Here is a 23,291-nt window from a genome sequence, read left to right as displayed (position 1 = left end):
TGCACCGCCAGCGGTGCCCAGTCCGGCGCCGCGCCGTCACGCCGCGCCGCATAGGCGCGTTCAAGGTCGCGCCACAGCGGCAACAGCGACCAGCCATCAGCAGCAATGTGGTGGATGACAATCATGAGGTCGTGCAGATCTTCGCCACGTTTGAGCAAGAGGCTCCGCACCGGGGGGGAGGCGGCTAGGTCAAAGGGCGCTTGCGCAAATTCCCTCAGTATTGCTTCAGCATCGCCGGCTTCTGCAATTTCGCGGCGGACGAAAGGCAGCATAGTCCCTGGGGGAAGGATGACCTGATACGGCTCACCACGGTCATCGGCGAAAACTGTACGCAGGCTTTCGTGCCGATCGACGATATCATTCAGTGCTGTTTGCAAGGCGGCTTGGTCGAGCGAACCAGCAAGCGACAAAATGAACGGCATGTTGTACGCGGCGTTCGGTCCATTTAATTGCGCAAGGAACCACAGTCGGCTCTGAGCGAATGAGAGGGGGAGCGGGTCGGGACGATGTCCTGCCACGATCGGTTGGCGCCCCGGCAGGCTTCCGACGAGGAATTGGGCGAGATGCGCAACGGTTGGCGCTTGGAATATGGTGCGGATCGTCAGTTCAGCGCCGAAGACATCCCTAATCCGGCTCACCAGCCGTGTCGCTAGCAGCGAATGGCCCCCGAGCAGAAAAAAATGATCATCGCGGCTGACCTTTCGCAGACCGAGCAACTCGCCAAATAGCGCCGCCAACTCCTCTTCTAGCCCGTTGCGCGCCCATTCGCCCCGACCCGCTTCGGCCAGCGGACGAGGGAGGGCGGCGGTGTCCAATTTACCGTTTGCCGTCAAAGGCACAGCATCGATGAGGACGATCGCGGAGGGGACCATGTAGTCGGGCAGGTCGATCGCTAACGTGTCGCGGATCTGACGTTCGAGCGCGCGGACCCGCGACCTGGAGCGAACCTGATTTACCAAGCGGGCAGGTCTGTGGTCACTGAGGAAAAGATCTACCGGCGCGGAAGGCGTATCGCCGTTGCCAATACGCTCCACGCATAGGTCGAACCGGGTTGAGCCTGGCTCGTGCGACCAGGTCGGCCAGAAGCGATATCCAGGCAGCGCTGCGGTGTCAGTGAACAGGCGATCAAAATCGGATGAAGGGACATGGTTAAGGGCCGCCCGCGCGGACGCTGTATCGCCCGTCGTGACGAGTTCCAGCGCCATCCGCTCTCCGTGGAGACGCCCATATGGCAAGTCGCGGACGCGTATCCGCGGTGATGGTGAGAATTCCAAGCGGCCCAGCAAACCTGCCAGGTCACGATACTCCGAACTCCAGTCCATCGTCGGTACGTCGGCGAATGATGTAAGCCCATCGCGCGACAAGTATAGGACGACATCATAGCGATGCCGGGTAAGCTCATTGGACGCGAAACCACGTTTCAACTGTATGTCGGCTGCTGCATAGTCGCGGAGGCCGGTGAAGAACGAGGGATGGATTAGTAATTCTTCTTCAAAAAAGCTATTGCGATCGATGCTACTGAGCAAATCTGCGGCCGACAAGTCGGGTGATGCGCGTGATATCTCCATCGTCGCGCTGAACAGGCGATGTGTGGCGAGATTGCGAACGTCGCCGATGAAGAAGCGGCCTTTGGGGGCGAGCAAAGTCGCGACCATCTTCATCACGTTTTCGAGGTAATCGACGTCTGGGAAATAGGCCGCCACGGAATTCATAACGACTGTATCGAAATAGCTGGGCGGTAGGCCTTCAGCGCAGGTTGCCTCCTGAACGCGAAGCCGGACCTTAGCGGCGATCTCTGGCCGTAAATCGGCAAGTTGACGGCAATAGTCGATCACATCCGAGGAGAGATCGATCCCCCAATATTCCTCGCAGGATGGGGCAATCTCCTGCAGCATTAGTCCATCGCCCACGCCGATCTCCAGAACTCGGCGGGGCCGAAGTTCAAGGATACGTTGGCAGGTTTCGGCCTGCCATTCCGCCATTTCGGCAGTCGGGATGGGCAGTCCGGTATAGCTGCTGTCCCAGCCCCAGAACTTGTCTTCACTGCGAATATCGGTTGATTCCGCATACAAGCGCTGATTGAGCGAGTCCCAACCTGCGACAGCATCAGCGGGCGCGTTCACCGTGCTAAGTTGAGCTTCGTCGACCACCGCGTAACCGACCAGCTGTGGTTCGCCTGAACGTCCTGCAACAGCGGCCACGACTGCCGAGGTAATTCCGTCCTGCCGGGACATCGTCGCGGCGATCTCGGACGGTTCAACGCGAAACCCCCGGATTTTCACCTGTGCGTCGATGCGGCCGACAATCTCGATTAGCCCATCGGTACGCCAGCGCGCCAAGTCCCCGGTCCGATACATGCGCTCGCCGTTGGGCAGAAACGGACAAGCCACGAACCGGCTGCTGGTTTCTCCGGGGCGACGTACATACCCATTCGCGACGCCATAGCCCGCGATATAGACTTCACCCCGTGTACCGATTGGAACTGGTCGCAACCTGTTGTCGAGAATGAAGATATGACAATTGGCGATCGGGCGGCCGACAGGCACGGTGGTCTCTAAGCTAGCCGCTTCGATATCGATCCGATGCGCGGTGCTCGACACCGTGGTCTCGGTCGGTCCGTAATCATTGACAATAGTGACCTGTCGGTCCGCCTCAACAAACCGCGCGATCGTCTGGGCGTGCAGCATCTCACCGCCAACCGCGATGATGTCGGCAAGCGCTACTGCATTTTCCCCCGCTGCGAGCGCCAGTTGATCAATATGGCTTGGCGTCGTGTTGAGGAAGCCTGCCGATCGACCCTCGCGGGCATCATTCAGCAACATGTCGGCGACGGGACATGCGCCTGGTAATACTAGGGTTGCGCCTGACAGCAACGGCACAAGAATGCTCAAAATGAAGCCGTCAAACGACATCGATGTCACGATTGGCGCGCGGGCCATCGGCGGAATCCGGTAGAAGGAAACCGCCCAGTCGAGATATGCGGTGATGTTTGCGACGCTGAGCATCACGCCCTTGGGACGTCCGGTCGACCCCGATGTATAGATGACCACTGCGGGTTTAGGATTTCGAAGGGGACGCGAAAAGGTGGGCCTGTCCGCCGAAGCATAATTGTAGTCTGGTGTGATAACCAGCGTATCCACGCTGCACTTCAGGCGTGCCGGAAAATCAGGATCGTCTACCAGCAGAAGATCGGGTGCCGCATCGCCGACCATATAGGCGAGCCGCGAGATGGGATAGTCCAGATCGAGTGGGAGATATCCTACACCAGCTTTCGCGGTCGCGAGAATAGCAACGATGCTTGTAACGGACAGCCGAAGCGCGACACCGACCAATGTCACGCGTCGCCCGATTATGACCTCCGCCAATGCGTTGGCTCGTTGATCCAATTCAGAGTAGGATATATGTTCAGAGTCACATAAGAGCGCGACCGAATCGGGATATTGTGAGACTTGAGTTTCGAAAGTCTCGATAAAGGAGGCTTCAGGCGTTGGTCGACTTGGTCCGGCACCCGCCGCAATTGTTTGGCGTCGTTCCGCATCATTCAGCAGATCGAAGGCGTCGATGCTAATCATCGGATCCGCGCAGCCCGCAGCGATGATCATCAGCCAACGGTCAACGAACCGCTGCACTGTGTGGGGGGTAAACGCTGCGGTATCGAAATCAACCTTTAACGTGCCGTCGTTGAAGAGCGGAAACGGCGCGGTCAGCGCGAGATCGTAATCGTGCCTACCACCGCCACATGATCCAAGACTATCTAGCCGCACGCGGGCACGAGTTGCTGACTGCGCATCCCCAGCAGCCTTCGGCCCGTCTTGGTAGGATCTACTGTTGAGATGGCATAAGGCGCCAATGTCGGCTTGCTGGAACAGTGTGGCAAACGGTGTCCCAAGAACGATCTGATGCGTGAGGACAACTGTCTCGTCGCAGGCAGTCGTGGCGTTGGGACCGCCCCATGCCAATCCATCAACAATCGCGGCCGCTTCGGACAAGGATGTTGCCACGCGGATATCAGTGTCGGTGGTAAGGCGAGCGAGAAGCACGGCCAGTGTGGTGTGCAGGATCGCCTCTGGTCGCTTGCCATGTTGGTGGGCACAGGCCAATACCTGATCAACCAGCGATGCGGGAAACGGAAACGTTAACTGCACCCGTCGCTGGTTGCTGGCTCGGACGCTGTCGGGATATTGACCCGTCGTGCCTGGCAGCGACTTGTCGTTCAAATCGCCCGTGGATGAGACGAGCGCCCCGCAGCGAGTTTCGCTTGAAAGTTTCGTCACTGGGTCGTCCCATCACAGTCGATTGTCGCCGTGGTCATTTTAGTGCGCCGCCTCTGCGACCGCGCTTTTCGGCGTCATGTCGGTCCAGTTTGCTTCGATGTGGTCGAGGCACTCCTGGCGCTGTGCCGGACCGAATGTGGTGACCCAACCGTCCGGAATATCGGCGAAGATCGGCCAAAGAGAATATTGGCCCTCGGCATTGATCAAAGCCAAAAACTGACCGTCGCCATCGAAAGGGTTGTCGCTCATCTCAAACGCTCCAGTTTGTCTGCGGAATTGCCGCGCATGACCGCGGGGCGCCGGCGATTGCCTCCAGTAAGGCGTCGCAGGCTATGGCGAAGGATGCGGGGTCCGCACCCAGTCCGACGCGGATGAAGCCGGGCTGTTCGAAGCTTTCGCCTGGCAGTATCAGCACGCCTGTCTCGTCGAGCAGTCGCTGCGCGAATGCCATCGTGTCGGTTACCTGCCGCAAATGAATAAAGGCGGTAGTTCCGGCGGTGTCCGGGAGGATAGCAGCCGCGCCGTCGGTCGCTGCAACCATCTCTGCCAGGCGAGCGGCATTCGTGACGACAACCGGCTCGATTGTTGCCTGCAAAATTTCGCGCCGCTCTAGGATCTCCACCGCAATCGCTTCACTGACGGCGGATACGCTGTGCGTCAGGAGCAACTTAAAGGTCTCGTACCGTTCGTGCAGCGCTGGGGAAGCCACAATCCAGCCGATCCGCAACCCGGTGCACCCGAAGCATTTACCAATTGACCCCAGCAGCACGACGTTCGGTAGCGCATCGAAATCAGCTGGCTTACCGACACCCCGGGGCAGAAACCGATAATGCTGATCAACAACTACGGTCGCTCCTACCGCGCCGGCGGCCTCGGCTATCTGAGCGATGTCACCAGCGGGATATACGACCCCAGTGGGATTATGGGGGCTATTAAGGATAACGAGCCGCGTTTTGCAATCAATCGCCTTTATCACCCGATCGACCGGTAACCGAAACCCTTCACCCTCAAGCAGATCTACCTTCCGCACGTTGAAGCCGATCAGTTCCGGGACGTCGTACAACGCGTGAAATGCGGGTATCGGGACGATGGCGTTTGCACCGTGAACAAAATGGGCAAGGGCAATCGCGACGAGCGCCTCGGACACCCCCGCCGTGACCAGTACGTCGGCGGGATCGATACCAGTATAGCTTGAAGCGATGGCGCTGCGCAGGCGTATCGAGCCGCGCGTCGCCGTGTTGCCAAGTTTCATCTCTAGCACGTCTTTTGCTAAAGCGGGCACGCCGAGGGCTAACATCGAAATGTCCGCCACGCTGCTCTCGCCAAGGTTTATTACGACCTTGCTCCCCTGTTCGACAAGCCAGTCGTCCATGAGGTTACGTTTCATGCGCGGCGCTCCTTTGGGGCGGTACTGGTTGCCTTCAAGTTCTCGGATCTGCTGACAATCAAGGACACAGCGGACGGCGCACCGTTACTAGACAGAAATATTCCGCCGCAGTCAGCGTCCCAGGCCCGATAATCGGGGTCTTTCAATAGCAAGCGATGAAGTGCTGGGAGATTCCAAAAAGGGATGCCGGGACAAAGATGATGAACGAGATGAAGATGCTCGTTGTGCATCGCTGTGAATGCCGCCTCTATCCAATGGCTGTTCCGGTTACGGGTCCTTTCAATCACCCGACGATTCTCCATAAGTGGGCCATGTTCCGATAGTTCGATGAACCATCCGATCACTTGGAACGTCGTCAAAAATGGAATTATCCAAAAAACAATAAGATCAAGCATGTGGCCAGTTAAAGACGCAATGCTCACAATGACTAGCCAGTACAGAACTAGATATCGCGCCTCGCGTGCCGCTGCATGATCCGTCGGATTTATCCTGAACTGCCAGATGTATTTCAAATAACTATAAACGTTGGTCAGTAAAAGTGGCTTCAACACGAGCGCAACGAAGTGTTCCCGCGGTGTGGCTTGCTCGTAGAGACCCCGTTCTATCATGTAGGCGTAATCCGCATCTAAGGCTGGATCGCCAAAGGTTCCATGATGTCCGCGGACATGAGAACTGTGATATGCGCTGAATGTCGACCAGACGAGATATCCGCCGAACACCGTTCCGAGCAAACCGTTCAACCATGCATTGCGAGCAAGAGTTTTATGGGTCGCCTCATGCATCATTGTAGCGAAGGCACGTTGCCGGGAGCCGATAACAAGAAGCGCTACAGGATATAATAGCCAGCTGATTTGTAGCGTCGACCAGACTGCCATTGAAACGATGGCAATATTGATCGTGACAGCGAGCGGTCCGTGAATGTTATCAAGCTGATAAAGCTTGCGAAGCGCCGTGCGCGCTTCAGCGGGAAGGCGATAATGTTCTGCGGTAAACTCGCTCATATCATCATCCCGCCCCTGCGCGAAAGCATATCGCAACGCTTAATGCTGCCGAGTCGTGTTTTAGGTATCACGAGGTTGGAATGTCGAGAACCTCTATTAACCTTCATTTTGAAGGCAATTAAGGCTGTATTCTAGATAATGCCGTAATGCTGTTGTCATGTGCAAATGCATGTGCCCATGCTTGCCCCGGCGTGACGGAATCATATGGACAGGATCAAGCCGCTGACGGAGCGGCGTAAAGCGTTACAGAATACGGGTTGTTCACCGCCGCTGCGGTAAAGTGTATCTGACCAGCGCGTAGCGTGGAACTGCGGGACGACATTCGCGCATGATTCTGTAGTAAAATGTACAATTAGGCCTATTGGATATTAAATTGGCTAATGCCGTCAAATTGGGTGGCTCGGTGAATGCAAAGCCTGTTGCTATTTCCAGCTGACGTCGCTGTAAAGCGGGTCAGAATACAAGCGGCGTCATCTATGCCGTTGTTTCCGGTTGAAGCGCTCGCAGTAAGGCGTGCTGCGCTACGCCGCCGAAGAGATTTTGCTGCAGGGCGATTTTGCGCAAGGTTGGCGCTTGCGGAACTGGGGCGAGAGTCATGTGGGATACCGATCGGAAAGCACGGTATGCCGATATGGCCGGAGGGCTTCGTAGGCAGTATCACGCACGATAGCGATGAGGCGTGCGCGGCGGTCGCTTCAGGCGCGCTTTACTGCTCGATCGGCATGGATTTGACGATGCTCGGGAGTGTCACAGGCGATCTCGCGCCCTTAGTTTGCGCCGATAATGAACTTGAGCGATCATCCGATCTTCCATGCACGGTCGATCATCTAAGCTTGTTGTTTAGCGCCAAAGAGAGTATCTATAAATGTGCTTTTCCGATTGTCCAAAAATTTATCGACTTCGCTGATGTTGTCGTCGAGTGGATTTCGCATGATGATGATTGCCATGGCACTTATCGCGCCGCCTTTGTTCAAGGCCAAAACGTTTGGGATGGATCTCGCCCAATCGTTGGGCGATGGGCCATCGATAAAGGTCGGATTTATACAAGTGCGTATTACCGCTAATGTATTTTGCATTTAAGCCTGCCGACTCGGCCGCCATCCATCCAGGCCATCCGCTTAGCCGAAACATGGGCATCGATTATGGCTTCCATTAACGGACGGACGTCCTTTGCGCCGGGCAGCGTGTTCGATGGCATGGATTGCGACGACCTGAGCCGGTGAAGCATATGCGACGACTGGCTACTGTCTTGCTCGCGTTCCTGTCGCATGCGACGTTTCAGTACCCGCTCGGGAGCGATTTCGCGGGTGCCATCATCGAGCCCAGGGCCGGGGCCGACGCTCATATGCGACATGCAGTGTGGTGACCGATCCGCTTGATCTCGCTGATACCGGTATGACTATTATCCGCTCCGGCGCCCAAGGTGCGCTGATCGCCGGGTGTTGATCTACCGTCTGAGTCAGTGCCTAAATGTGTTCTCTTACTCAGTGCCTTGGCTGCTCCGATCTGGGCACTGTCGGTGGACGGTAATCCAGCCCCTTCTATTGCCTTGCGGCAGTCGCCCGCGGCTGCTAAATAGTGAGAATTGTTCGCAACAGGCGATAAGGGGGCAGTCCAGAAAGTATCGTGCATGACCCGCCATGTTTTGTCAGCCGCGTCAGAGATTGCCGTCGTGCCGGTGATGCTGGTCGATGCGGCGCGCTGCTGGCGAGATGCACGCGACAGTGGGCAACCGGTGCAGCCCTGCCTTGCCCAGAGGCTCGATAGGCGAGGTTGCGCCATGCTCGCGCCGGTGCTCGACAGCCTCTATGTCTTCTTCGAAGCGGCGCTGGGCCGACCGATGGCGATCGGCGCGGCGTCGGCTTTGTCCGACGATGAGCACCTGTTGGTCAGCCTGGTAGACGGGTCCGCACCCCGTACGTGCCTGAGGTGTCCGAAGGGCGCGAGGACGGCACTCGACTGCGCGCTCTGCTCGACGCGGATCATGCTGACGCTTACGCTCGGCCAGCCCGCCACTCGAACGATGCAGTGAGCGGTCCGCCGATCACCACCGTCGCCGAACCGAAGAACGCGATCGGCAAGTTGCCACCGCCACCGCGCCGACATCGCCTCATGGTCGCCTCCGCGATGCAATCAGCCGGACAATCTATCCCCGGGGTCCCGAGGCGCGACACTGCCATTCCGCACAGACGATTGGGATGGCGCGCTTTATATGTGGTGAGGGGACGAGCATGGCTCGTCCCCCTTTATCCTGTCAGTTTCCGGTATCGGCCGGCGCAGCCTTCCGCGCGCGCGGCTTCCGCTCCGCCGTGGGCTTGGCGGAGGCGACGACCGTGCCAGGCTTGCGACCGAGCCCGATCTTCTTCGCCATGGCACGGCGGCTTTCCGAATAGCTCTCGGCGACCATCGGATAATCGGGCTTCAAACCAAAGCGCTCGCGATATTCTTCGGGCGAAAGACCATGCGTCTTGAGATGGCGACGCAGCGTCTTGTACGGCTTTCCATCGATCATTGAGATGATGTGATCCTTGGACGCCAGGGATTTGCGGACGCTTACTGCCGGGGTAAAGTCTTGCGACGCTTCCGTTGGAGCCACGTCCTTCGGCGCGCCAAGGCCCCGGACGGCCTCGTGCATCGCGCTCAGGAATGCCGGCACCGCACTGCCATCCGCACGCGTGTTCGGATTGCTGAGCCACGCGATCGTCAACTCGGTTGCCAGTTCGACGGCATTCGATGTTTCGTCCATTTCGTGTCCTTCGCGAATAGGATTCCCACTGCTGACGCTTCTTGGGCGTCGTGGCAATATCAGGCGTCCTCAACGTAGATATTTCCTGTCACGCTCATACGTGAAAAGGTTGAACAACTCCTTGGCTGAAATGCCTGACGATGCGCCGATTCCACCAGCAATGCAGGATACGCAAAATGGTCGTTGGCAGCACGTCATGATGATGCCAAATTCCATCGAAGGCACGATGAATTACCGGGATTGTGGTGGTTCGGAGTAGATCATGAATATCTGGATGGGGCCTGCCTCGATTTGTAATTAATCTGCTCCATCCGGTCTGGCTGAGCGTCCTGTCGCCGCATTGTTGCGCCGCTTGGCATCTGTGCTGTTCCGGTCTTGGGGTATGGTCCGGGCCATATTCCATTTGATCCCTTGCCTTTGCTCCGTCGTGCAGGCCGCCGACGCCGATGGATTTCGTCATCGCGCTTCCGCAAACCGGTGCCGGCTGGATCGGCGACGTGGGCACGGCGGGCTCGTCATTCATGCCGACGAGCGGGCGATCATCTCACAGGTCGCCGTCCACAGCGACGATATCGGTGCTTTGCCCCATGCGGCACCTCGTACCGCAAGCGGTCCGGGCTTGGCCGCAGATTCCATTATCAGTCCGTTGTTGCGCCTGAGCGCCGCAACTGGCGGACAATACCGTTGAAGGCGGCGGTACAGCCCTGTGCCCGTCCGATATCGTGGTCGGTGGCGGCGGAACTCCAGAACATGTCGAGCGGCCAGCGCTCGGGACAGTGGCCGATCAGACATCGCAGGGCGAGACGCACCTCGATCGTATCGACGCGTTGCTCACCCGAGCGCGTCATGGCGGACCGCAGGATACGCAGCGACAGGTCGACGACGATGCGCTGGTGACGAGAATACTGTCGCACGGCTTAATGGAAGTCGCGGGATTTGAACCGCACCATCTGACCCGGATCTGTCCCCGAAGCATCGGCCGGCCAAGAGCTGTCACGCGGACCAGGGCGCCAGGCTGCATAACCGCGATCTGGCCCGCCGGCATGGCGTGCGCCATCGCCGCGTCCCGTGGCATGGGGAAAGTCCATCCGGCCGACCTCGGCGAGAAGCGGCCCATGGTCGATGATCCGGTCGCAGATGACGTGGATCACCTGACCTTCCTTCTGTACCCGGCCCCTCATCCCGATCATCGCCGCGGACATGACGGTGCGACGCTGCGCCTCGAAGCGATCGGGCCACAAAATTCCGTTGGCCACGCCGGTTTCGTCCTCGATGGTGATGAAGAGCACGCCCTTGGCGCTGCCGGGCTTCTGGCGGACGAGGATGATCCCGGCCACTTCGACATGGCGGCCGTCCTTGATGTGGGCGAGGTCGGCGCAGCGGACGATGCCGCGCCGGGTGAGATCCTGCCGCAGGAATACGAGGGGATGCGCCCGCAGTGAAAGCTGGAGCGCGCGGTAATCCTCCACCACCTCGCGTCCCCCGGTCAGCGGGCGGAGCGACACATCAGGCTCCAGCCCCTCCGGGCTGAACGACGATTGCCGCGCGTCGGCGGCCGCGAACAGGGGCAAGGGGGCCTCGCCCAAGCCCTTCACCTTCCACAGCCCCTGGCGGCGATCCTCGCCCAATGCATGGAAGGCGTCCGCCTCGGCCAGCCGTTCGATCGCGGCCCTCGGGACGCCGGCCCGCCGCCATACCTCCTCGACCGACTGGAAGGGCGCGTCTCCCCGCGCCGCGACGATCGCGGCGCCGTGTGCGTTGGCCAGACCGCGCACCTGCCGCAGCCCCAGCCGGACGGCGAGGAAGCGGCCGGCGGTCGGCTCCAGCGTACAGTCCCAGCGGCTGGCGTTGATGCAGGCCGGCCGCACCTCGACGCCGTGCTCGCGCGCGTCGCGAACGACTTGGGCGGGCGCGTAGAAGCCCATGGGCTGCGCGTTGAGCAGCGCCGCGCAGAACACGTCGGGATGATGGTGCTTCATCCAGCAACTGGCATAGGCGATCTTGGCGAAGCTGGCGGCGTGGCTCTCGGGGAAGCCGTAGGAGCCGAACCCCTCGATCTGCTTGAAGGTGCGCTCGGCGAAGTCGCGGGGGTAGCCGCGCGACACCATCCCTTCGACCAGCTTGTCGTAGAAATGGCTGACGCCGCCGGTGAACTTGAACGTCGCCATGGCGCGGCGGAGCTGGTCGGCCTCCACGGCCGTGAACCCTGCGCCGACGATCGCGACCTTCATCGCCTGTTCCTGGAACAGCGGCACGCCCAGTGTCTTCTCGAGCACAGCACGTAATTCTGGACGCGGATAGTCCGGCTTCTCGCGTCCTTCTCGGCGGCGGAGATAGGGGTGGACCATGTCGCCCTGGATCGGTCCCGGCCGCACGATCGCGACCTCGATGACGAGGTCGTAGAAGCGCGCGGGCTTCATGCGCGGCAACATCGACATCTGCGCGCGGCTCTCGATCTGGAAGGTGCCGAGCGTGTCGGCCCTCTGGATCATCGCATAGACGTCCGGGTCGTCGTCCTGCAGGTCGGCCATGCCGACGTGCACGCCCTTGGCCTCCTTCAACAAATTGAAAGCCCGGTTCATGCATCCAAGCATGCCGAGGCCGAGCACGTCGACCTTCATGAACTTCAATGCGTCGATATCGTCTTTGTCCCATTCGATCACCTGCCGGTCGACCATCGCGGCCGGCTCGATGGGGACGAGGTCGTCGAGCCGGTCATGGGTGAGAACGAAGCCGCCGGGATGCTGCGACAAATGCCGCGGGACGCCGATCAACTGGCGCGACAATTCGAGCGCGAGGCGCAGCCGCCGGTCATCCATGTTGAGGCCGAGCTGCGTGACCTGCTTCTCGCCGACGCCCTCCTGGCTCCAGCCCCAGACAAGGCCGGCAAGCGCCTTGGTCAAGTCCTCGGGCAGGCCGAGCGCCTTGCCGACCTCGCGCACCGCGCCGCGGGCGCGATAGCGGGTGACGACCGCGGTCAGTGCGGCATGGTTGCGGCCATAGGTGTCATAGATCCACTGGATGATCTCCTCGCGCCGCTCATGCTCGAAGTCGACGTCGATATCGGGCGGTTCGCGTCTTTCGCCGGAGACGAAGCGCTCGAAGAGTAGCTCGTGCTTGATCGGGTCGATACTGGTGATGCCGAGCACGAAACAGACGCAGCTGTTCGCCGCCGAGCCGCGGCCCTGGCAGAGGATGCCGCGGCGCCGGCTCTCGGCAACGATGCTGTTCACGGTGAGGAAGTAGGGGGCGTAACCCAGTTCGCCGATCAGCCGCAGCTCGTGCGCGATCTGCTCGCGATAGGCTTGTGGAAGGCCATCGGGGAACATGCGCGCCGCCGCGGTCTCGGTCAGTTGTTCGAGTGCCCCCTGCGCGGTCAGCCTCTCGACCACCCGCTCGTGCGGATATTGGTAGCTCAATTCGCCGAGGTCGAAGGTGCAGGCGCGCGCGATCGCGGCGGTGGCGGCGATCGCATCGGGGAAGGCGGCGAAGCGCCGCTCCATCTCGGCCGGGGATTTGAGGTGCCGGTCGGCATGCCGCTCGCGCCGGTAGCCGAGCGTGTCGACCGTGCACTTCTCGCGGATCGCGGTGACGACGTCCTGCAATAGCCGCGCCTCGGGAGCATGATAGAGAATGTCGCCGAGCACGACGGCGCGGACACCTGCCTCCCCGGCCAGCGCGGCAAGGTCGTGCAGGCGTAGCGCATCGTCGGGTCGGCGGCGGAAGGCGAGGCCGCAATAGCCGCGCGTGCCGAAGGTCGTGCGCAGCGCGGCGAGATGCGCCGCGGTCATCGCACCCGCATCGTCCGGCAGTAGGATCGCGATCAGCCCCTCGCTCCACGCCACGACGTCCGTCCAGCCTAGCGTGCAGCCCCCCTTACCGGCACGCGATTTGCCGAGCGTGAGCAGCCGGGTCAGCCGTGACCAGGCGCGCTTGTCGGTAGGGTAGAGCAACACCGCCCGGCCATCATCGAGATCGACGCGCGCGCCGGCGATCATCCGCACGCCCGTCGCCTTCTGCGCCTCCCAGGCGCGCACCAGCCCGGCGACGCTGCCCCGGTCGACGATGCCGAGCGCCGAATGCCGCTGCACCGCGGCGGCGGCGAAGAGTTCGTCGGGACTGGAGGCACCGCGCAGGAACGAGAAATGGCTCGTCACCTGCAACTCGACATAGCTGGTCGTCTCGGCACCCATCAGCCGAACAGCCCGTGCAGATACCAGCTCAGGTCGCCGGTCGCGGCTTCTATGCCGTCGCCGCGGCGGAACAGCCAGAAGCGCGCGCCGCGCTCGTCCTCGACCCGGAAATAGTCCCGCACCGCCCAGACCTCGCCGTCACGTCGCCACCATTCGCCATGGATCCGCTCGGGACCATCGCCCGCGACCACCACATGGACCTGCCCCCGCCAGGTGAAGCGGCGCGGCGGTGCGTCGGGGAGGAGTGCAAGCACGCCGGTCAGCGGCTCGGGCCGCCGGAGCAATCGAACGGGCCGTCGCCAGGCTGGCCAGCCGGTCGGCGCCGCGAGCGGGGGCGCGCGGCGTACCGCGCGTTCGGGCACGTCGCTCTCGACCGGGGCGGCAGTGAACAGCGCCGTCTCGCCGACCCGGCCGGCGATCTGGTCGACCAGGATGGAGACGTCAGGCACCGCCGCCTCGCCGGTTAGGTCACCCGCGACCATGGTCGGTCCAAGCGGATCGGTGCGCGTCGCGGCAAGATGCATCGTCTCGATGCCATCACCCGGCTCGACCCGCTCGATCCGCAGATGGAACAGCCGAGCCAAATGGCCTGCATCACGGGTCGCCCGGGCGGCGCCGATCGCGAGGCGCTGTTCGCTGCCGTCGATCCGCTCGAGCCGCAGCACGAGCGTGCGCACACCGCGTCCGCGCTCCTGCAACAGGCGCATCATATCGGCGAGAAGGTCGGCGATGACCCGTTCGATCGCCTCGGCGGTACCGATCGGTTCGAGCAGCCGGCGCTGCACGACTGGAGTCTCTTCCGGCACGACAGGCACGATCGGCTCCGCCACGCGGCCGAGTGCCTCGTCAAGCCGTCGGACTGTGGCCAGCCCCAGCCGCCGGGCAAGTGGCCCGCGCGGTAGCGGCAGCAGGTCGGTGATCCGGTCCAAGCCGAACCGCTGCGCCGCCGTAATCGCATCGGACGTCAGGCGTAGCGCGGCCGGCGGCAATGCGCTGATCGCCTGCGCCTCACCGCCTGTGGGAATGAGCGTGATCGCGTCGCGCCCGTAGCGCGCCAGCGCATGGGCCGCCCCCGGCGTGCCGGCCACCGCAACCCGCGCGGTCAAGCCGAAGCGCCGGCAGAAGCGGACCAGCCGCGCACAGAACCGCGCCTCGCTGCCATGAAGGTGGGCCGCGCCGGTCAGGTCGAGCCATAGTCCATCCGTCCCGCTGGGGGCGGCGGTCGGCGTCCAGTGGCGCACCGCGTGGAGGGTGAGGCTGTCGAGCACGGCCCCGTCGGCCGCCGGATCGGCGGGACGGATGTCGAGATCGGGGACCAGCGCACGCGCCTGGGTGATCGCCATGCCGGGGGTCAGGCCGAGCGCGAGCGCCGCCCGGCAGGCCGCGGCGATCACCTGCCGCTGGCCGATCGCCTCGGCGACGATCAGCGGTGCGGCATGGACGATCGGGTTAGTCGAGACCGACTCTCGGCGTGCCTCGGCGGGCGGCGTCCGCTTGAACGGATGCTCGGCCGTCTCCGAACGGCGGCCAAGCTCGCGCATCGTTGGTTGCTGGTGACGCGGCAGTGCCGCTACCTTCCCGGCGATCGCGGCGCGCGCGCCCTCCGCTTGAGCCCAGCGCGCGCCGGGACGCCAGCCGCCGCCCCGCGGCACCGAGCAGGCCCCGGGGTCGTCATCGATCGGAAGCTCGGGCAGGTGCTGTCGCTCAGGCAGCGCGTGCGGCCGCTCCAGCCGCCGCAATCGTTCGATCGCGAGGTGCGGCAGGTAGAGCGAGGCGACCCGTGTCATCGCATGCCTCCAATGCCATGGTGAAGCCGGGACCACCGCGCTGCCGCGCGAGCTCGACCGTCCAGCGCGCGCGCCCGACGCCCGGTGCCGGAAGCCGCGCCGACGGCGCGCAGGCGATCCGCCACCGCGTCATCGCCGCGGACAGTTCGCCGAGCGGGCAGGTGCCCACTTTCCGCCAGCGGCGCGCCAGCAGGGCAGGGGTGCCGCCGGTCATCGCCGCCAACTGCAGCCGCCGGGTGGCGACCATGTCGGCGCGCTTGACCTCGCCCACCACAGCGGCAAGACCACCATGACGCAGACCGTCCTCCATGACGGCGAGCACCTCCTTGTCCTCCCGCGCCTCGACGAAGAGCAGCGTCGCCGGATCGAGCCCTGCCTGCTCGAGGCCCGGCGCATAGAGATCGAAACGCGTCAGCGCCCACAACACGCGCCGGCGCGACTGAGCCGCGGCACGCGCCGCGATGCCGACCGTGAACAGCGTCGCAGCCGCATCGTCGCTGAGCGTCGCCGTCGCCGGCGAAACCTCGTGGAGACCGCCGAGCATCAGGCCGCCATCGGCCAGCCGACCATCGATCGCGTCGATTCCGAACGGCAGCACCGTCGACTTGCCGGGACGCGAGTCGCCGATGCTCTCGCGCAGGAGCGACAGGGCGTGGTGGCGGCATTCGGCGGGCGACATGGTTGCAGCGACTCATATGTTCGCTTTATGTTCCAGAAATCCTTCTGAATGGTCAAGATGTTGCGGAGCGGTAGCGGTGAACAGGAACGCGCCAGGACGAGACGGCGATATCGCCCGATCGGCTCGTGATGGACCCGGATACGACCATATCGGCCGACAGTTGCGGACGCTCGAGCAATGTGCCCTCCATAAACGCACGCTGCGGTTGACCTGCCCGCGTTGCCGCCATGTCCGCGTCCTCGATGCCATGCCGCTCTGGTGGCACTTTCAGCGGCGCGGCTGGGACGATACGCTGTCCTCCGTCCGGCAGCGCCTGCATTGTGCCGCCTGCCTGAGCCGCGACGGTTGCGTGCTGCGCCCGCACCTCGCGGTCGGCCGCGATCCGCCGACCGGCGAACAACTTCCCTATCCGGATACCGCGACGTGGAAGAGACTTGTGTCGCGCTACCGCTCGTGATCGAACGGAGGAATGTGCAATCTTTACAGACTCAAAACAGACGTCCGCGACTATTTCGAGGCCCTCGCCGCCACCGGGGACGTCGCCAATGTCCTGTCGATCGAGAAAGATTATGCCGCACCCGGAAAGCCCGGTTACGTTGTCCGACAGGAAGACGGCAAACGGGTGCTGAGCACGATGAAGTGGGGCTTTCCGATCCGCAAACCCCGCAAGCGCCCGGCCCGGGAGGGCGAAACGCCGTTCCTCTATGACTGGTGGACCAATGCCCGGAACATGCAGAGCAACATGTGGAAGCCATGGCTGCTGAAAGCCGAGCACCGTTGCCTGGTGCCCTTCACCCGCTTCGCCGAACCCAAGGCCGCCGCCGACCGACAGGGGCCGGGCGACACCAACTGGTGGTTCACTGTCGAGGACCAGGCCATGCCGTGCTTCGCCGGGCTGTGGAAGGTCGATCAGGATCATGACCGCGTCTATGCCTTCTGCACGACCGAACCCAATCCGCTCATCGCATCCAAACACCCCAAGGCGATGCCGGTGATCCTGTTCGCCGAGGATCATGAGCGTTGGCTGACGGCACCCGCCGATCAGGTCATGGATTTGCTCGCACCCTATCCGTCCCAACTCATGCACATAGAATAGACTTTCCAGATCTGATCAGTGCGGGAATGGCGATTTCCTCCAAAATGAAGGTAATTCCAGCGGCTGATTTTGCGGGTGCCAATTGCACCGACTGCACCATGGCAAGTCAGCTGTGCTGATGAAATCCTTGCCTACAATAAAAATTGGTCGGCCTGCGCGCAATTGACGCGGTTACATCGTTGATCATCTATGATATGGCTATGAGCAGATCACTGCTGGGGGTGATCTGTACGAGCTACGGCGGTCCATATCTGCGGCGCATCGTCCCATCTCGCCGCTTTGACTGGCTCTGGCCGGGCGAATGGGGGAGACGTTATCATGGCCCGTTTTGTCATCGCCAATCGCCGCGCCGGGCGTTTCACTGCGGACGCCAAGGCAGCGTCGCGCTTCTCGGTGGCGGTTGCCCTTGACGGTATTTCCTCGGCCAGGATCGTCGAGGACAACGAGCCGGACGACCCGCTCGCCCGCCGCGTCGTCGTCGTGGAGGCCGACCCGGTCGAGGTCGAGCGCGAGCGCGCGGCAGCGGGACCCGACACGATCATCGAGCCCGAAATCCTGCACCACCCGTTGACCGTGCTGCCGAACGATCTTGCCAGTGCAGTGCCATTCGGCGCGGCAACGGCGGCGATCGGCAACGTCACCCGCATCGTCGTCACCGGGGGCGGCGCCGCCCTCGCATCCTGCCAGGTCACGGTCTTCTTCCGCGGCTTCGGGGGCACCTCGAACGCCGAGGCGGTGACCGACGCACAGGGGCAGTGCAACGTACCCAATCCTGCCGGTGCGGTGGTGGCCGGCGTGCTCGCCCTGCCGAACGGCGGGTTCTGGCCGACGCTGTCTCGCGGAGCCGCGACGGCGATCGACTGCGCCCAACTACCCGCCGATGGCCCGCTGGGCTGGTGGCATGCGGCGACGGGTATCGCTGCCTTCGATCCCGGTCTCGGATCGGGCGTTCGGGTCGGGGTCATCGATACGGGGCTCGGACCGCACCGCTGTCTGCGGCACGCTCATGGCATCGGCAGCTTCATCGATGGCATCGAGGACAGCCAGCCGGGCGCGAGCGACGACGTCCAGGGCCACGGCACCCATGTCGCTGGTACGATCGGCGCGCGTCCCGTCGCCGCAGGGCAATATGGCGGCATCGCGCCCGGGGTCGACCTGTTTGCCGCACGGGTCTTCGCACCCGGCAAGCTCGCCTCCAACGCCGATATCGCCAACGCCATCGATGCGCTGTCACGCGGTCACGCAGTCGACCTCATCAATATGAGCCTCGGCGCGGCGACGCCGTCAGAGGTCATCCACGACGCCATTCTCGATGCCGCCGAGCGCGGTACGCTGTGCATCGTTGCGGCAGGGAACGACGACGGACCGGTCAACTACCCGGCCGCGTTCCCGGAGTGCGTGGCTGTGTCCGCGCTGGGGCTGGCCGGCTGGGCTCCCCCGACATCGCTCAGCGCCACGCGCCTGCCGCAAGCAGCGGATTGCTTTGGCCGCGACAATCTTTTCCTCGCCAACTTCAGTTGTTTTGGCCCGGAGATCGACTGCGCGGCGCCGGGCGTCGGCATCATCGCGCCGATCCCTGACCTAGTCGGCGACAGCGATACGCTTTACGCTGCGATGGATGGTACCTCGATGGCGTCGCCGGTCGCCTGCGGCATCGCCGCAGCGCTGCTCTCCCAATATCCCGGCATTGCAGCGCTGCCACGGGATGCCTCTCGTGCCGCATTATGTCGAAGCCTGCTGACCTCGGGCTTGCAGGATATCGGCCTCGCGCCGAAATATCAGGGGCGCGGTATCGCGTTCATGCCATAGCTGCTATGGTGATGTCAGAAGCAAGTGGACAGGACATGCGGTTCGTCGTCGCGATCAAACGGGGCCTGCGTGGCCAGGGTATCGAAGCGACCAACGCCGGACAGGTGCCCGGCGTGACGCTCGTCGGTGCTTCCAATCCGGATCGTATCGTCGTCGACGCCAGCGACGAGGCCGTCGCTGAGGTGCGCCGCCGATTCGGCAGCTTCATGCATGTCGAACCCCTGATCGGCCACTCCACGCTATAGCCTCACCGGCGTTGGCGACGACGTTTCACGGCTCCACGGGAACACCCTTGCGATCGCGGATCGCCTGTAGCTGCGGCAGGAGCCGCGATCGCCGCGCCGATGGCCGTACACCCGGCGAGACGAACTCTATCAGCGGATTCTTTTCATTCGGCTCGCCAAGATGATGGGCTGCCCCGTCATCCAGTTCGACCGCATCCCCCGGCGCCATCATCATGATCGCGATCGCCTGATCACGGCTGACGAATATCGTGGAGACGACATTCGCCGAACGGTCATCGATAGTGAGAACATAACGCATCCGTCGCACCTTACGGATGCACCCGGACCCGAGGCAATATCGATCGCCGCAATTCCCTATCGGGGAAAGGAGGCCTCGAAATGATCGCGTACGCACGACAGGCTCGCCAACTCCACATCGGAAGAGCAGGGGCGGCGTCCGGTCTCTCGATCGGCATCGAACATGCGGCTCGCTGATACGCTCGCCCGCCGACGCCTGCGCTATGCCCGGCCTCTTCCGACCATGCCGGACATCTGCCTCATCGACGTTCCGCCGCCATACGCGTCGCCTTCGCTGGCCCTCGGCCGCTATTATCCGGTCATCCTCGAAACCGATCTCGAATGGGATGAGTGGGACCGCTTCCTCACCGTCGATCGGCATACCCCTGTCGCGCCCGACCTGTTCGATCGACGGCCGTCCGCACTCCACGCGGACACGATCATCCTCGCCCATTACGATCCGCCCGAACCGGGCTGGCCGTGGATCTTGCTATGCCGCTGGCCGATCGATCACGTTGCGCTTGCGGGCGACGCTTCCGACCTGTTCGCCCGATCCGCCTATTCGGTCGAGATTCTGCCCGATCCCACCGAGCGCGCGACAATGCAGGATCGGGTGCTGCACTCGCTCGGACGTCAACGCGCCGTGAACCTCACTCTTGTCCCGGGCGGGGCGATCGCGGGTAACGGCTGACCCTTTCCTGACGCTTCGCACACGCGCAGGCACAGCGGTCTGAAACCCGTGCGCGACACGCCGAACGTTGGTCCCCCGACCGAGTGACCTTGCCCGCCGCCAACATTCGTCTGCGCGACGACGGTGACGAGCACCCTGACCCCGGCCGGATCATCGATACCATGCAGGCTCCGCGACGGGACCATCGCCTGTCCCACCCACCTCCGACCGACAGACGTCGTGGTTCAGCGCGGACGTGTGGATCGGATCTTGGCGTTTCGCAGATGACGGCGTCGTGTTCCGGGGACGGGATGCGCGGCGATGGGCGGGGGAGATGGCGGGCTTCGGGGCGTGGGGCGGGGGCGGGATCAGAGGAGAGGAGGATCGGCTTTTGTGTCGCCGGGAATGAACTCGAGAGCGACGTGACTGTCGAAAGGTTGAAACGATGAACATCGGTGAACTTCGCAACGTCAATGGTCGGCTGATCGGCTCGATCGCAACCCGCACGATCGATCTGCCGCGGATCGGGCTGAATCCGGTCCAGAACGACAATCCGCGCGCGCCGAAATATGAGGTGTTGGCGCTCAACGTCGCCCGGCGTTGGGTCCAGATCGGTGCGGTCTGGGAAGCCACGATGAAGCGGTCGGGGGAGCAATTCCTTGCCGGTTCGATCGACGATCCGAGCCTGCCCGAACCGCTGTCGATCGCGCTGTTCCCTGCCGCCGACTTCGATGGCTACATGGTCGCGTGGCGCCGCGATACGATGCGGTCCGACTTCGGCACCGGTTTCGGGGCGAGCAACTACGATCGTGAAGTGCAGGGCGACCGCACCCGCAGTGGCGATCGTCGCGACCGGGGGGATAGCGGCTTCGGCGAAAGCACGGCCGGGGCTCGCGGTGAGCTGGTCGGTGCCGGCGGCCCGGACGATCTCGACGACGATATGCCGTTCTGATCGACCGCACCAAGCGCAGATCGGGGCCGGGGAAGCATCGCTTCTCCGGCCCTTTTTCGTTTCGCCAGTCGAAAGCCAGTCTCGTGAGCCATCGTTGCATTTCCAGCCGCACCGGCACAGCCGCCGAACCCTCACTCGCGTCGATCGGAGGCAGCGATCGGCGAGGCCGATCCGTCATCGAAACCGGAGCCCTGATCGCGCGGATCTTCGATCTGCTCGAAGCCTCCAGCCTCGAGTCCTTCGCGCCGCAGGTCGCGTCAGGACTGGTCAACGGCGCGCGCCGCCCACTTCGGACCTGACGGCCTAACCCAGCGCGAAAGGGGGACGCTCCGCGCTCCCCGGTTTCCTTGTCTTTCGGAGTCAGCATCATGACCGATACCGCTTCGCCGCGCAGCGTCCGCAGCCTTGCCGACCTGCCGGACCTCTATAAGCAACTGACCGCCACCCCCGATTTCGAGCGGGCCTTCGGCGATCCCATCCCGCTGTCGATCATCGAACCGGGGGAGGAGCCGGGCGAGCACGACATGCCAGAGCCGCTGGCCGTGCAGGCCGAATGCGGCGCGATCATCGCCACGATCTTCGACCTGTTCGCCGACACCCGCCTGGCGCCACTCGCAGCCGAAGTCACCTGGGGGTTCGTCAACAGCTTCCACTTCACGGCGCAGAAACTGGAGCGACGCGAACAGGCACTCGCCGACGAACTCGGCGACTTCGCCCGCCGGCCAGACCTCAGCGAAGTCTACAATCGCGAGATGGAGGAGAAGCAGCTGCTCTGCCAGTCGATCGCCGAACACCGCGAGGCGATGGAAGTGTGCCGCGACTATGCCGCCGAGATGTACCGGGTCCAGTCCGGCTGGCCATGGTCGCCGGCTCGCGGCAGCCGCGCCTCGAAAGCCTCGACCGCGACGCAGGTCGCGATACAGGATTTTCTCCGGCACCGCGACCTCGAACAGCGTGACCGCTACCTGCCGCGCGGACCGCTGGTGGTCGCGTCCGGGCACGCGCAGTGGCATGACTGGCAGTCCATCTGGGATCGCCTCGATACGATCCGCGAGCGCATCCCGGCGATGACGGTAGTCAGCACCGCGCAGCGAAAGGGGTTCGATGCGATCGTCGCCGCATGGTGCGCGAGCCGTGAGGTACCGCTCGTTGCCTACGGCCTGATCGGCGGCGGCAAACGCGCGCCGTTCCTGCGTAACCGCAAGCTCGCCGAGTTGAACCCGGTCGAGGCGGTCCTCGGCGAGGGGTCCGGTATTCAGGCCAATCTCTACCAGACGCTGCGGCAGGCCGGCGTCCCAATCCATGCGTTCCGCAAGGCCGATCAGGCCCCGATCGAGCAGGTCGGCCGCCCCGGCGGCACGATACAGCGGCGGGTGGGCTGACCCATCCTGTCGACTCCGGGGATCGCGCGACGCGCGGGATCCCCCTTCCGGAAACATCCATCATGCGGGTGTATGCTGGCTGCATCGAAGTTGGGGGGTATGGACGTCGGCAGCGACGGGTGGACCGCGTCTTGGTGCCTTGTCCCGCATCCGGGCACCGGTGCGCCATGGCTTCGTCCATCATCTGGGGGAACTGCATCAAACCCTGTCACCCGTCGCCTGCACAACCTGCGGTCACCGAGGACTTCCGGGATGATCCGTGAACCGGCCGCGAAGGCCAACCGCCGCCCGGGGCAGGCGTCGGGGTGAACTCTCCTCCCGACGGATTTCCATGGTCCCACGGGGCCGCGCCGGCCTCAAGGACGGCGGGGCCCCACCATTTTCCCTGTGGGAAAATCGTGACCCCCACCGCCGGCGATGCCGGTCGCGTGCCGCGATCCTTGACCCCGGCGCTCGGAGCCCGTGGCGGGGGAAAGCCTCTTTCGTGGAGGTGACGATGTGCAGGGTACTCAACAAGCGGCTGAGCGGCGTTCCGGCGGGCGCGGTCTATGTCGGGCGCGGTTCGAAATGGGGCAATCCGTTCGTGATCGGGCGCGACGGGAATCGGACCGAGGTTATCGCGCGATACGAGCGTTGGCTACGGACGCAGCACGATCTGTTGCGCGCGCTGGATGAACTGCGGGATCGCGATCTGGTGTGCTTCTGCGCGCCGCTGCCGTGCCACGGGGATATGTTGCGGTGGCTGGCGAATGCATCACGGACGGATCGGATCGCATGGTGGCGCAGCAGTTGAC

22 protein-coding genes are annotated in these 23,291 nt (G+C 63.2%); 11 read left to right on the top strand and 11 right to left on the bottom strand.

Translation table 11 applies throughout. The features are described 5' to 3' along the window. The 4 genes from ABIC44_RS13690 to ABIC44_RS13675 form a co-directional block, all read right to left on the bottom strand. Window positions 1-4,274 (bottom strand): non-ribosomal peptide synthetase (locus tag ABIC44_RS13690; protein ID WP_354296077.1); only part of this gene is annotated, 4,274 nt, incomplete at its 3' end. Between the two features lie 39 nt (window positions 4,275-4,313). Next, complete coding sequence (locus ABIC44_RS13685; RefSeq protein ID WP_354296075.1) at window positions 4,314-4,523, bottom strand: MbtH family protein; 210 nt, start codon at window positions 4,521-4,523, stop codon at window positions 4,314-4,316. 1 nt (window position 4,524) lies between these two features. Next, window positions 4,525-5,661: an aminotransferase class I/II-fold pyridoxal phosphate-dependent enzyme gene (locus tag ABIC44_RS13680; protein WP_354296074.1), complete on the bottom strand. Its 1,137-nt coding sequence runs from the start codon at window positions 5,659-5,661 to the stop codon at window positions 4,525-4,527. Continuing rightward, window positions 5,658-6,662, bottom strand: a complete 1,005-nt coding sequence (locus ABIC44_RS13675; RefSeq protein WP_354296072.1) for a fatty acid desaturase — start codon at window positions 6,660-6,662, stop codon at window positions 5,658-5,660. Before ABIC44_RS13675 ends, ABIC44_RS13680 begins: the two co-directional genes overlap by 4 nt. A gap of 407 nt (window positions 6,663-7,069) precedes the next feature. On the opposite strand from ABIC44_RS13675, the gene ABIC44_RS13670 reads away from it, so the two are divergent. Further along, on the top strand, window positions 7,070-7,726 hold the full coding sequence (locus ABIC44_RS13670; RefSeq protein ID WP_354296071.1) for a 4'-phosphopantetheinyl transferase family protein: 657 nt from the start codon (window positions 7,070-7,072) through the stop codon (window positions 7,724-7,726). 566 nt (window positions 7,727-8,292) lie between these two features. After that, window positions 8,293-8,694 carry a hypothetical protein gene (locus ABIC44_RS13665; RefSeq protein ID WP_354296069.1) on the top strand — a complete coding sequence of 134 codons (402 nt, stop codon included), beginning with the start codon at window positions 8,293-8,295 and terminating at the stop codon, window positions 8,692-8,694. A 222-nt stretch (window positions 8,695-8,916) separates the two neighbouring features. Here ABIC44_RS13665 and ABIC44_RS13660 read toward each other — a convergent pair whose 3' ends face one another. From ABIC44_RS13660 to ABIC44_RS13635, 6 genes are all read right to left on the bottom strand, one after another. Beyond that, window positions 8,917-9,408 carry a Ros/MucR family transcriptional regulator gene (locus ABIC44_RS13660; protein WP_354296067.1) on the bottom strand — a complete coding sequence of 164 codons (492 nt, stop codon included), beginning with the start codon at window positions 9,406-9,408 and terminating at the stop codon, window positions 8,917-8,919. 94 nt (window positions 9,409-9,502) lie between these two features. Beyond that, window positions 9,503-9,868: a hypothetical protein gene (locus ABIC44_RS13655; RefSeq protein ID WP_354296065.1), complete on the bottom strand. Its 366-nt coding sequence runs from the start codon at window positions 9,866-9,868 to the stop codon at window positions 9,503-9,505. Between the two features lie 178 nt (window positions 9,869-10,046). Then, window positions 10,047-10,322 (bottom strand): hypothetical protein, encoded by a 276-nt coding sequence (locus tag ABIC44_RS13650; protein WP_354296063.1) that lies wholly within the window; start codon window positions 10,320-10,322, stop codon window positions 10,047-10,049. Between the two features lie 3 nt (window positions 10,323-10,325). After that, window positions 10,326-13,601: an error-prone DNA polymerase gene (locus ABIC44_RS13645; protein WP_354296062.1), complete on the bottom strand. Its 3,276-nt coding sequence runs from the start codon at window positions 13,599-13,601 to the stop codon at window positions 10,326-10,328. Beyond that, window positions 13,601-15,388, bottom strand: a complete 1,788-nt coding sequence (locus ABIC44_RS13640) for a Y-family DNA polymerase (protein WP_354296061.1) — start codon at window positions 15,386-15,388, stop codon at window positions 13,601-13,603. Before ABIC44_RS13640 ends, ABIC44_RS13645 begins: the two co-directional genes overlap by 1 nt. After that, complete coding sequence (locus ABIC44_RS13635) at window positions 15,306-16,067, bottom strand: ImuA family protein (RefSeq protein WP_354296059.1); 762 nt, start codon at window positions 16,065-16,067, stop codon at window positions 15,306-15,308. Before ABIC44_RS13635 ends, ABIC44_RS13640 begins: the two co-directional genes overlap by 83 nt. Before the next feature lie 205 nt (window positions 16,068-16,272). Between ABIC44_RS13635 and ABIC44_RS13630 the strand changes: the two genes are divergently transcribed. The 4 genes from ABIC44_RS13630 to ABIC44_RS13615 all read left to right on the top strand — a co-directional run bounded on the left by ABIC44_RS13630 (window position 16,273) and on the right by ABIC44_RS13615 (window position 19,217). Beyond that, entirely contained in the window at window positions 16,273-16,524 is a 252-nt protein-coding gene (locus ABIC44_RS13630; RefSeq protein ID WP_354296057.1) for a hypothetical protein, read from the top strand. 12 nt (window positions 16,525-16,536) lie between these two features. Then, window positions 16,537-17,163: an SOS response-associated peptidase family protein gene (locus ABIC44_RS13625; protein ID WP_354296055.1), complete on the top strand. Its 627-nt coding sequence runs from the start codon at window positions 16,537-16,539 to the stop codon at window positions 17,161-17,163. Window positions 17,164-17,481: 318 nt separating this feature from the next. After that, complete coding sequence (locus ABIC44_RS13620; protein ID WP_354296054.1) at window positions 17,482-18,972, top strand: S8 family serine peptidase; 1,491 nt, start codon at window positions 17,482-17,484, stop codon at window positions 18,970-18,972. A 35-nt stretch (window positions 18,973-19,007) separates the two neighbouring features. Further along, on the top strand, window positions 19,008-19,217 hold the full coding sequence (locus ABIC44_RS13615) for a hypothetical protein (RefSeq protein WP_354296052.1): 210 nt from the start codon (window positions 19,008-19,010) through the stop codon (window positions 19,215-19,217). 25 nt (window positions 19,218-19,242) lie between these two features. Here ABIC44_RS13615 and ABIC44_RS13610 read toward each other — a convergent pair whose 3' ends face one another. Further along, window positions 19,243-19,515, bottom strand: coding sequence for a hypothetical protein (locus tag ABIC44_RS13610; protein WP_354296051.1), 273 nt, complete (start codon window positions 19,513-19,515; stop codon window positions 19,243-19,245). A gap of 162 nt (window positions 19,516-19,677) precedes the next feature. Here ABIC44_RS13610 and ABIC44_RS13605 point away from each other — a divergent pair, with 162 nt between their 5' ends. The 5 genes from ABIC44_RS13605 to ABIC44_RS13585 all read left to right on the top strand — a co-directional run bounded on the left by ABIC44_RS13605 (window position 19,678) and on the right by ABIC44_RS13585 (window position 23,290). Next, the gene (locus ABIC44_RS13605; protein ID WP_354296050.1) at window positions 19,678-20,184 is read left to right on the top strand and encodes a hypothetical protein; all 507 of its coding nucleotides are present in this window, start codon (window positions 19,678-19,680) and stop codon (window positions 20,182-20,184) included. Between the two features lie 424 nt (window positions 20,185-20,608). Continuing rightward, on the top strand, window positions 20,609-21,115 hold the full coding sequence (locus ABIC44_RS13600; RefSeq protein WP_354296048.1) for a DUF736 domain-containing protein: 507 nt from the start codon (window positions 20,609-20,611) through the stop codon (window positions 21,113-21,115). An 83-nt stretch (window positions 21,116-21,198) separates the two neighbouring features. Further along, window positions 21,199-21,414, top strand: coding sequence for a hypothetical protein (locus ABIC44_RS13595; protein ID WP_354296047.1), 216 nt, complete (start codon window positions 21,199-21,201; stop codon window positions 21,412-21,414). 69 nt (window positions 21,415-21,483) lie between these two features. Next, a complete protein-coding gene (locus ABIC44_RS13590; RefSeq protein WP_354296045.1) occupies window positions 21,484-22,497 on the top strand; it encodes a DUF2493 domain-containing protein in 1,014 nt (337 codons plus the stop codon). A gap of 496 nt (window positions 22,498-22,993) precedes the next feature. Then, window positions 22,994-23,290: a DUF4326 domain-containing protein gene (locus tag ABIC44_RS13585; protein WP_354296043.1), complete on the top strand. Its 297-nt coding sequence runs from the start codon at window positions 22,994-22,996 to the stop codon at window positions 23,288-23,290. Window position 23,291 lies beyond the last annotated feature (1 nt).

The sequence above is a fragment of the Sphingomonas sp. 1185 genome (assembly GCF_040544655.1).
In the GTDB taxonomy this organism is placed as follows: domain Bacteria; phylum Pseudomonadota; class Alphaproteobacteria; order Sphingomonadales; family Sphingomonadaceae; genus Sphingomonas.
This window is presented reverse-complemented; position numbering and strand designations above follow the sequence as displayed.

Coding starts and splice junctions, on each gene's coding strand:
- ABIC44_RS13685 (WP_354296075.1), bottom strand. CDS start 4,523: ATGAGCGACAACCCTTTCGATGGCGACGGTCAGTTTTTGGCTTTGATC.
- ABIC44_RS13680 (WP_354296074.1), bottom strand. CDS start 5,661: ATGAAACGTAACCTCATGGACGACTGGCTTGTCGAACAGGGGAGCAAG.
- ABIC44_RS13675 (WP_354296072.1), bottom strand. CDS start 6,662: ATGAGCGAGTTTACCGCAGAACATTATCGCCTTCCCGCTGAAGCGCGC.
- ABIC44_RS13670 (WP_354296071.1), top strand. CDS start 7,070: ATGCAAAGCCTGTTGCTATTTCCAGCTGACGTCGCTGTAAAGCGGGTC.
- ABIC44_RS13665 (WP_354296069.1), top strand. CDS start 8,293: ATGACCCGCCATGTTTTGTCAGCCGCGTCAGAGATTGCCGTCGTGCCG.
- ABIC44_RS13660 (WP_354296067.1), bottom strand. CDS start 9,408: ATGGACGAAACATCGAATGCCGTCGAACTGGCAACCGAGTTGACGATC.
- ABIC44_RS13655 (WP_354296065.1), bottom strand. CDS start 9,868: ATGACGAAATCCATCGGCGTCGGCGGCCTGCACGACGGAGCAAAGGCA.
- ABIC44_RS13645 (WP_354296062.1), bottom strand. CDS start 13,601: ATGGGTGCCGAGACGACCAGCTATGTCGAGTTGCAGGTGACGAGCCAT.
- ABIC44_RS13640 (WP_354296061.1), bottom strand. CDS start 15,388: ATGACACGGGTCGCCTCGCTCTACCTGCCGCACCTCGCGATCGAACGA.
- ABIC44_RS13635 (WP_354296059.1), bottom strand. CDS start 16,067: ATGTCGCCCGCCGAATGCCGCCACCACGCCCTGTCGCTCCTGCGCGAG.
- ABIC44_RS13625 (WP_354296055.1), top strand. CDS start 16,537: ATGTGCAATCTTTACAGACTCAAAACAGACGTCCGCGACTATTTCGAG.
- ABIC44_RS13620 (WP_354296054.1), top strand. CDS start 17,482: ATGGCCCGTTTTGTCATCGCCAATCGCCGCGCCGGGCGTTTCACTGCG.
- ABIC44_RS13615 (WP_354296052.1), top strand. CDS start 19,008: ATGCGGTTCGTCGTCGCGATCAAACGGGGCCTGCGTGGCCAGGGTATC.
- ABIC44_RS13610 (WP_354296051.1), bottom strand. CDS start 19,515: ATGCGTTATGTTCTCACTATCGATGACCGTTCGGCGAATGTCGTCTCC.
- ABIC44_RS13605 (WP_354296050.1), top strand. CDS start 19,678: ATGCGGCTCGCTGATACGCTCGCCCGCCGACGCCTGCGCTATGCCCGG.
- ABIC44_RS13600 (WP_354296048.1), top strand. CDS start 20,609: ATGAACATCGGTGAACTTCGCAACGTCAATGGTCGGCTGATCGGCTCG.
- ABIC44_RS13590 (WP_354296045.1), top strand. CDS start 21,484: ATGACCGATACCGCTTCGCCGCGCAGCGTCCGCAGCCTTGCCGACCTG.
- ABIC44_RS13585 (WP_354296043.1), top strand. CDS start 22,994: ATGTGCAGGGTACTCAACAAGCGGCTGAGCGGCGTTCCGGCGGGCGCG.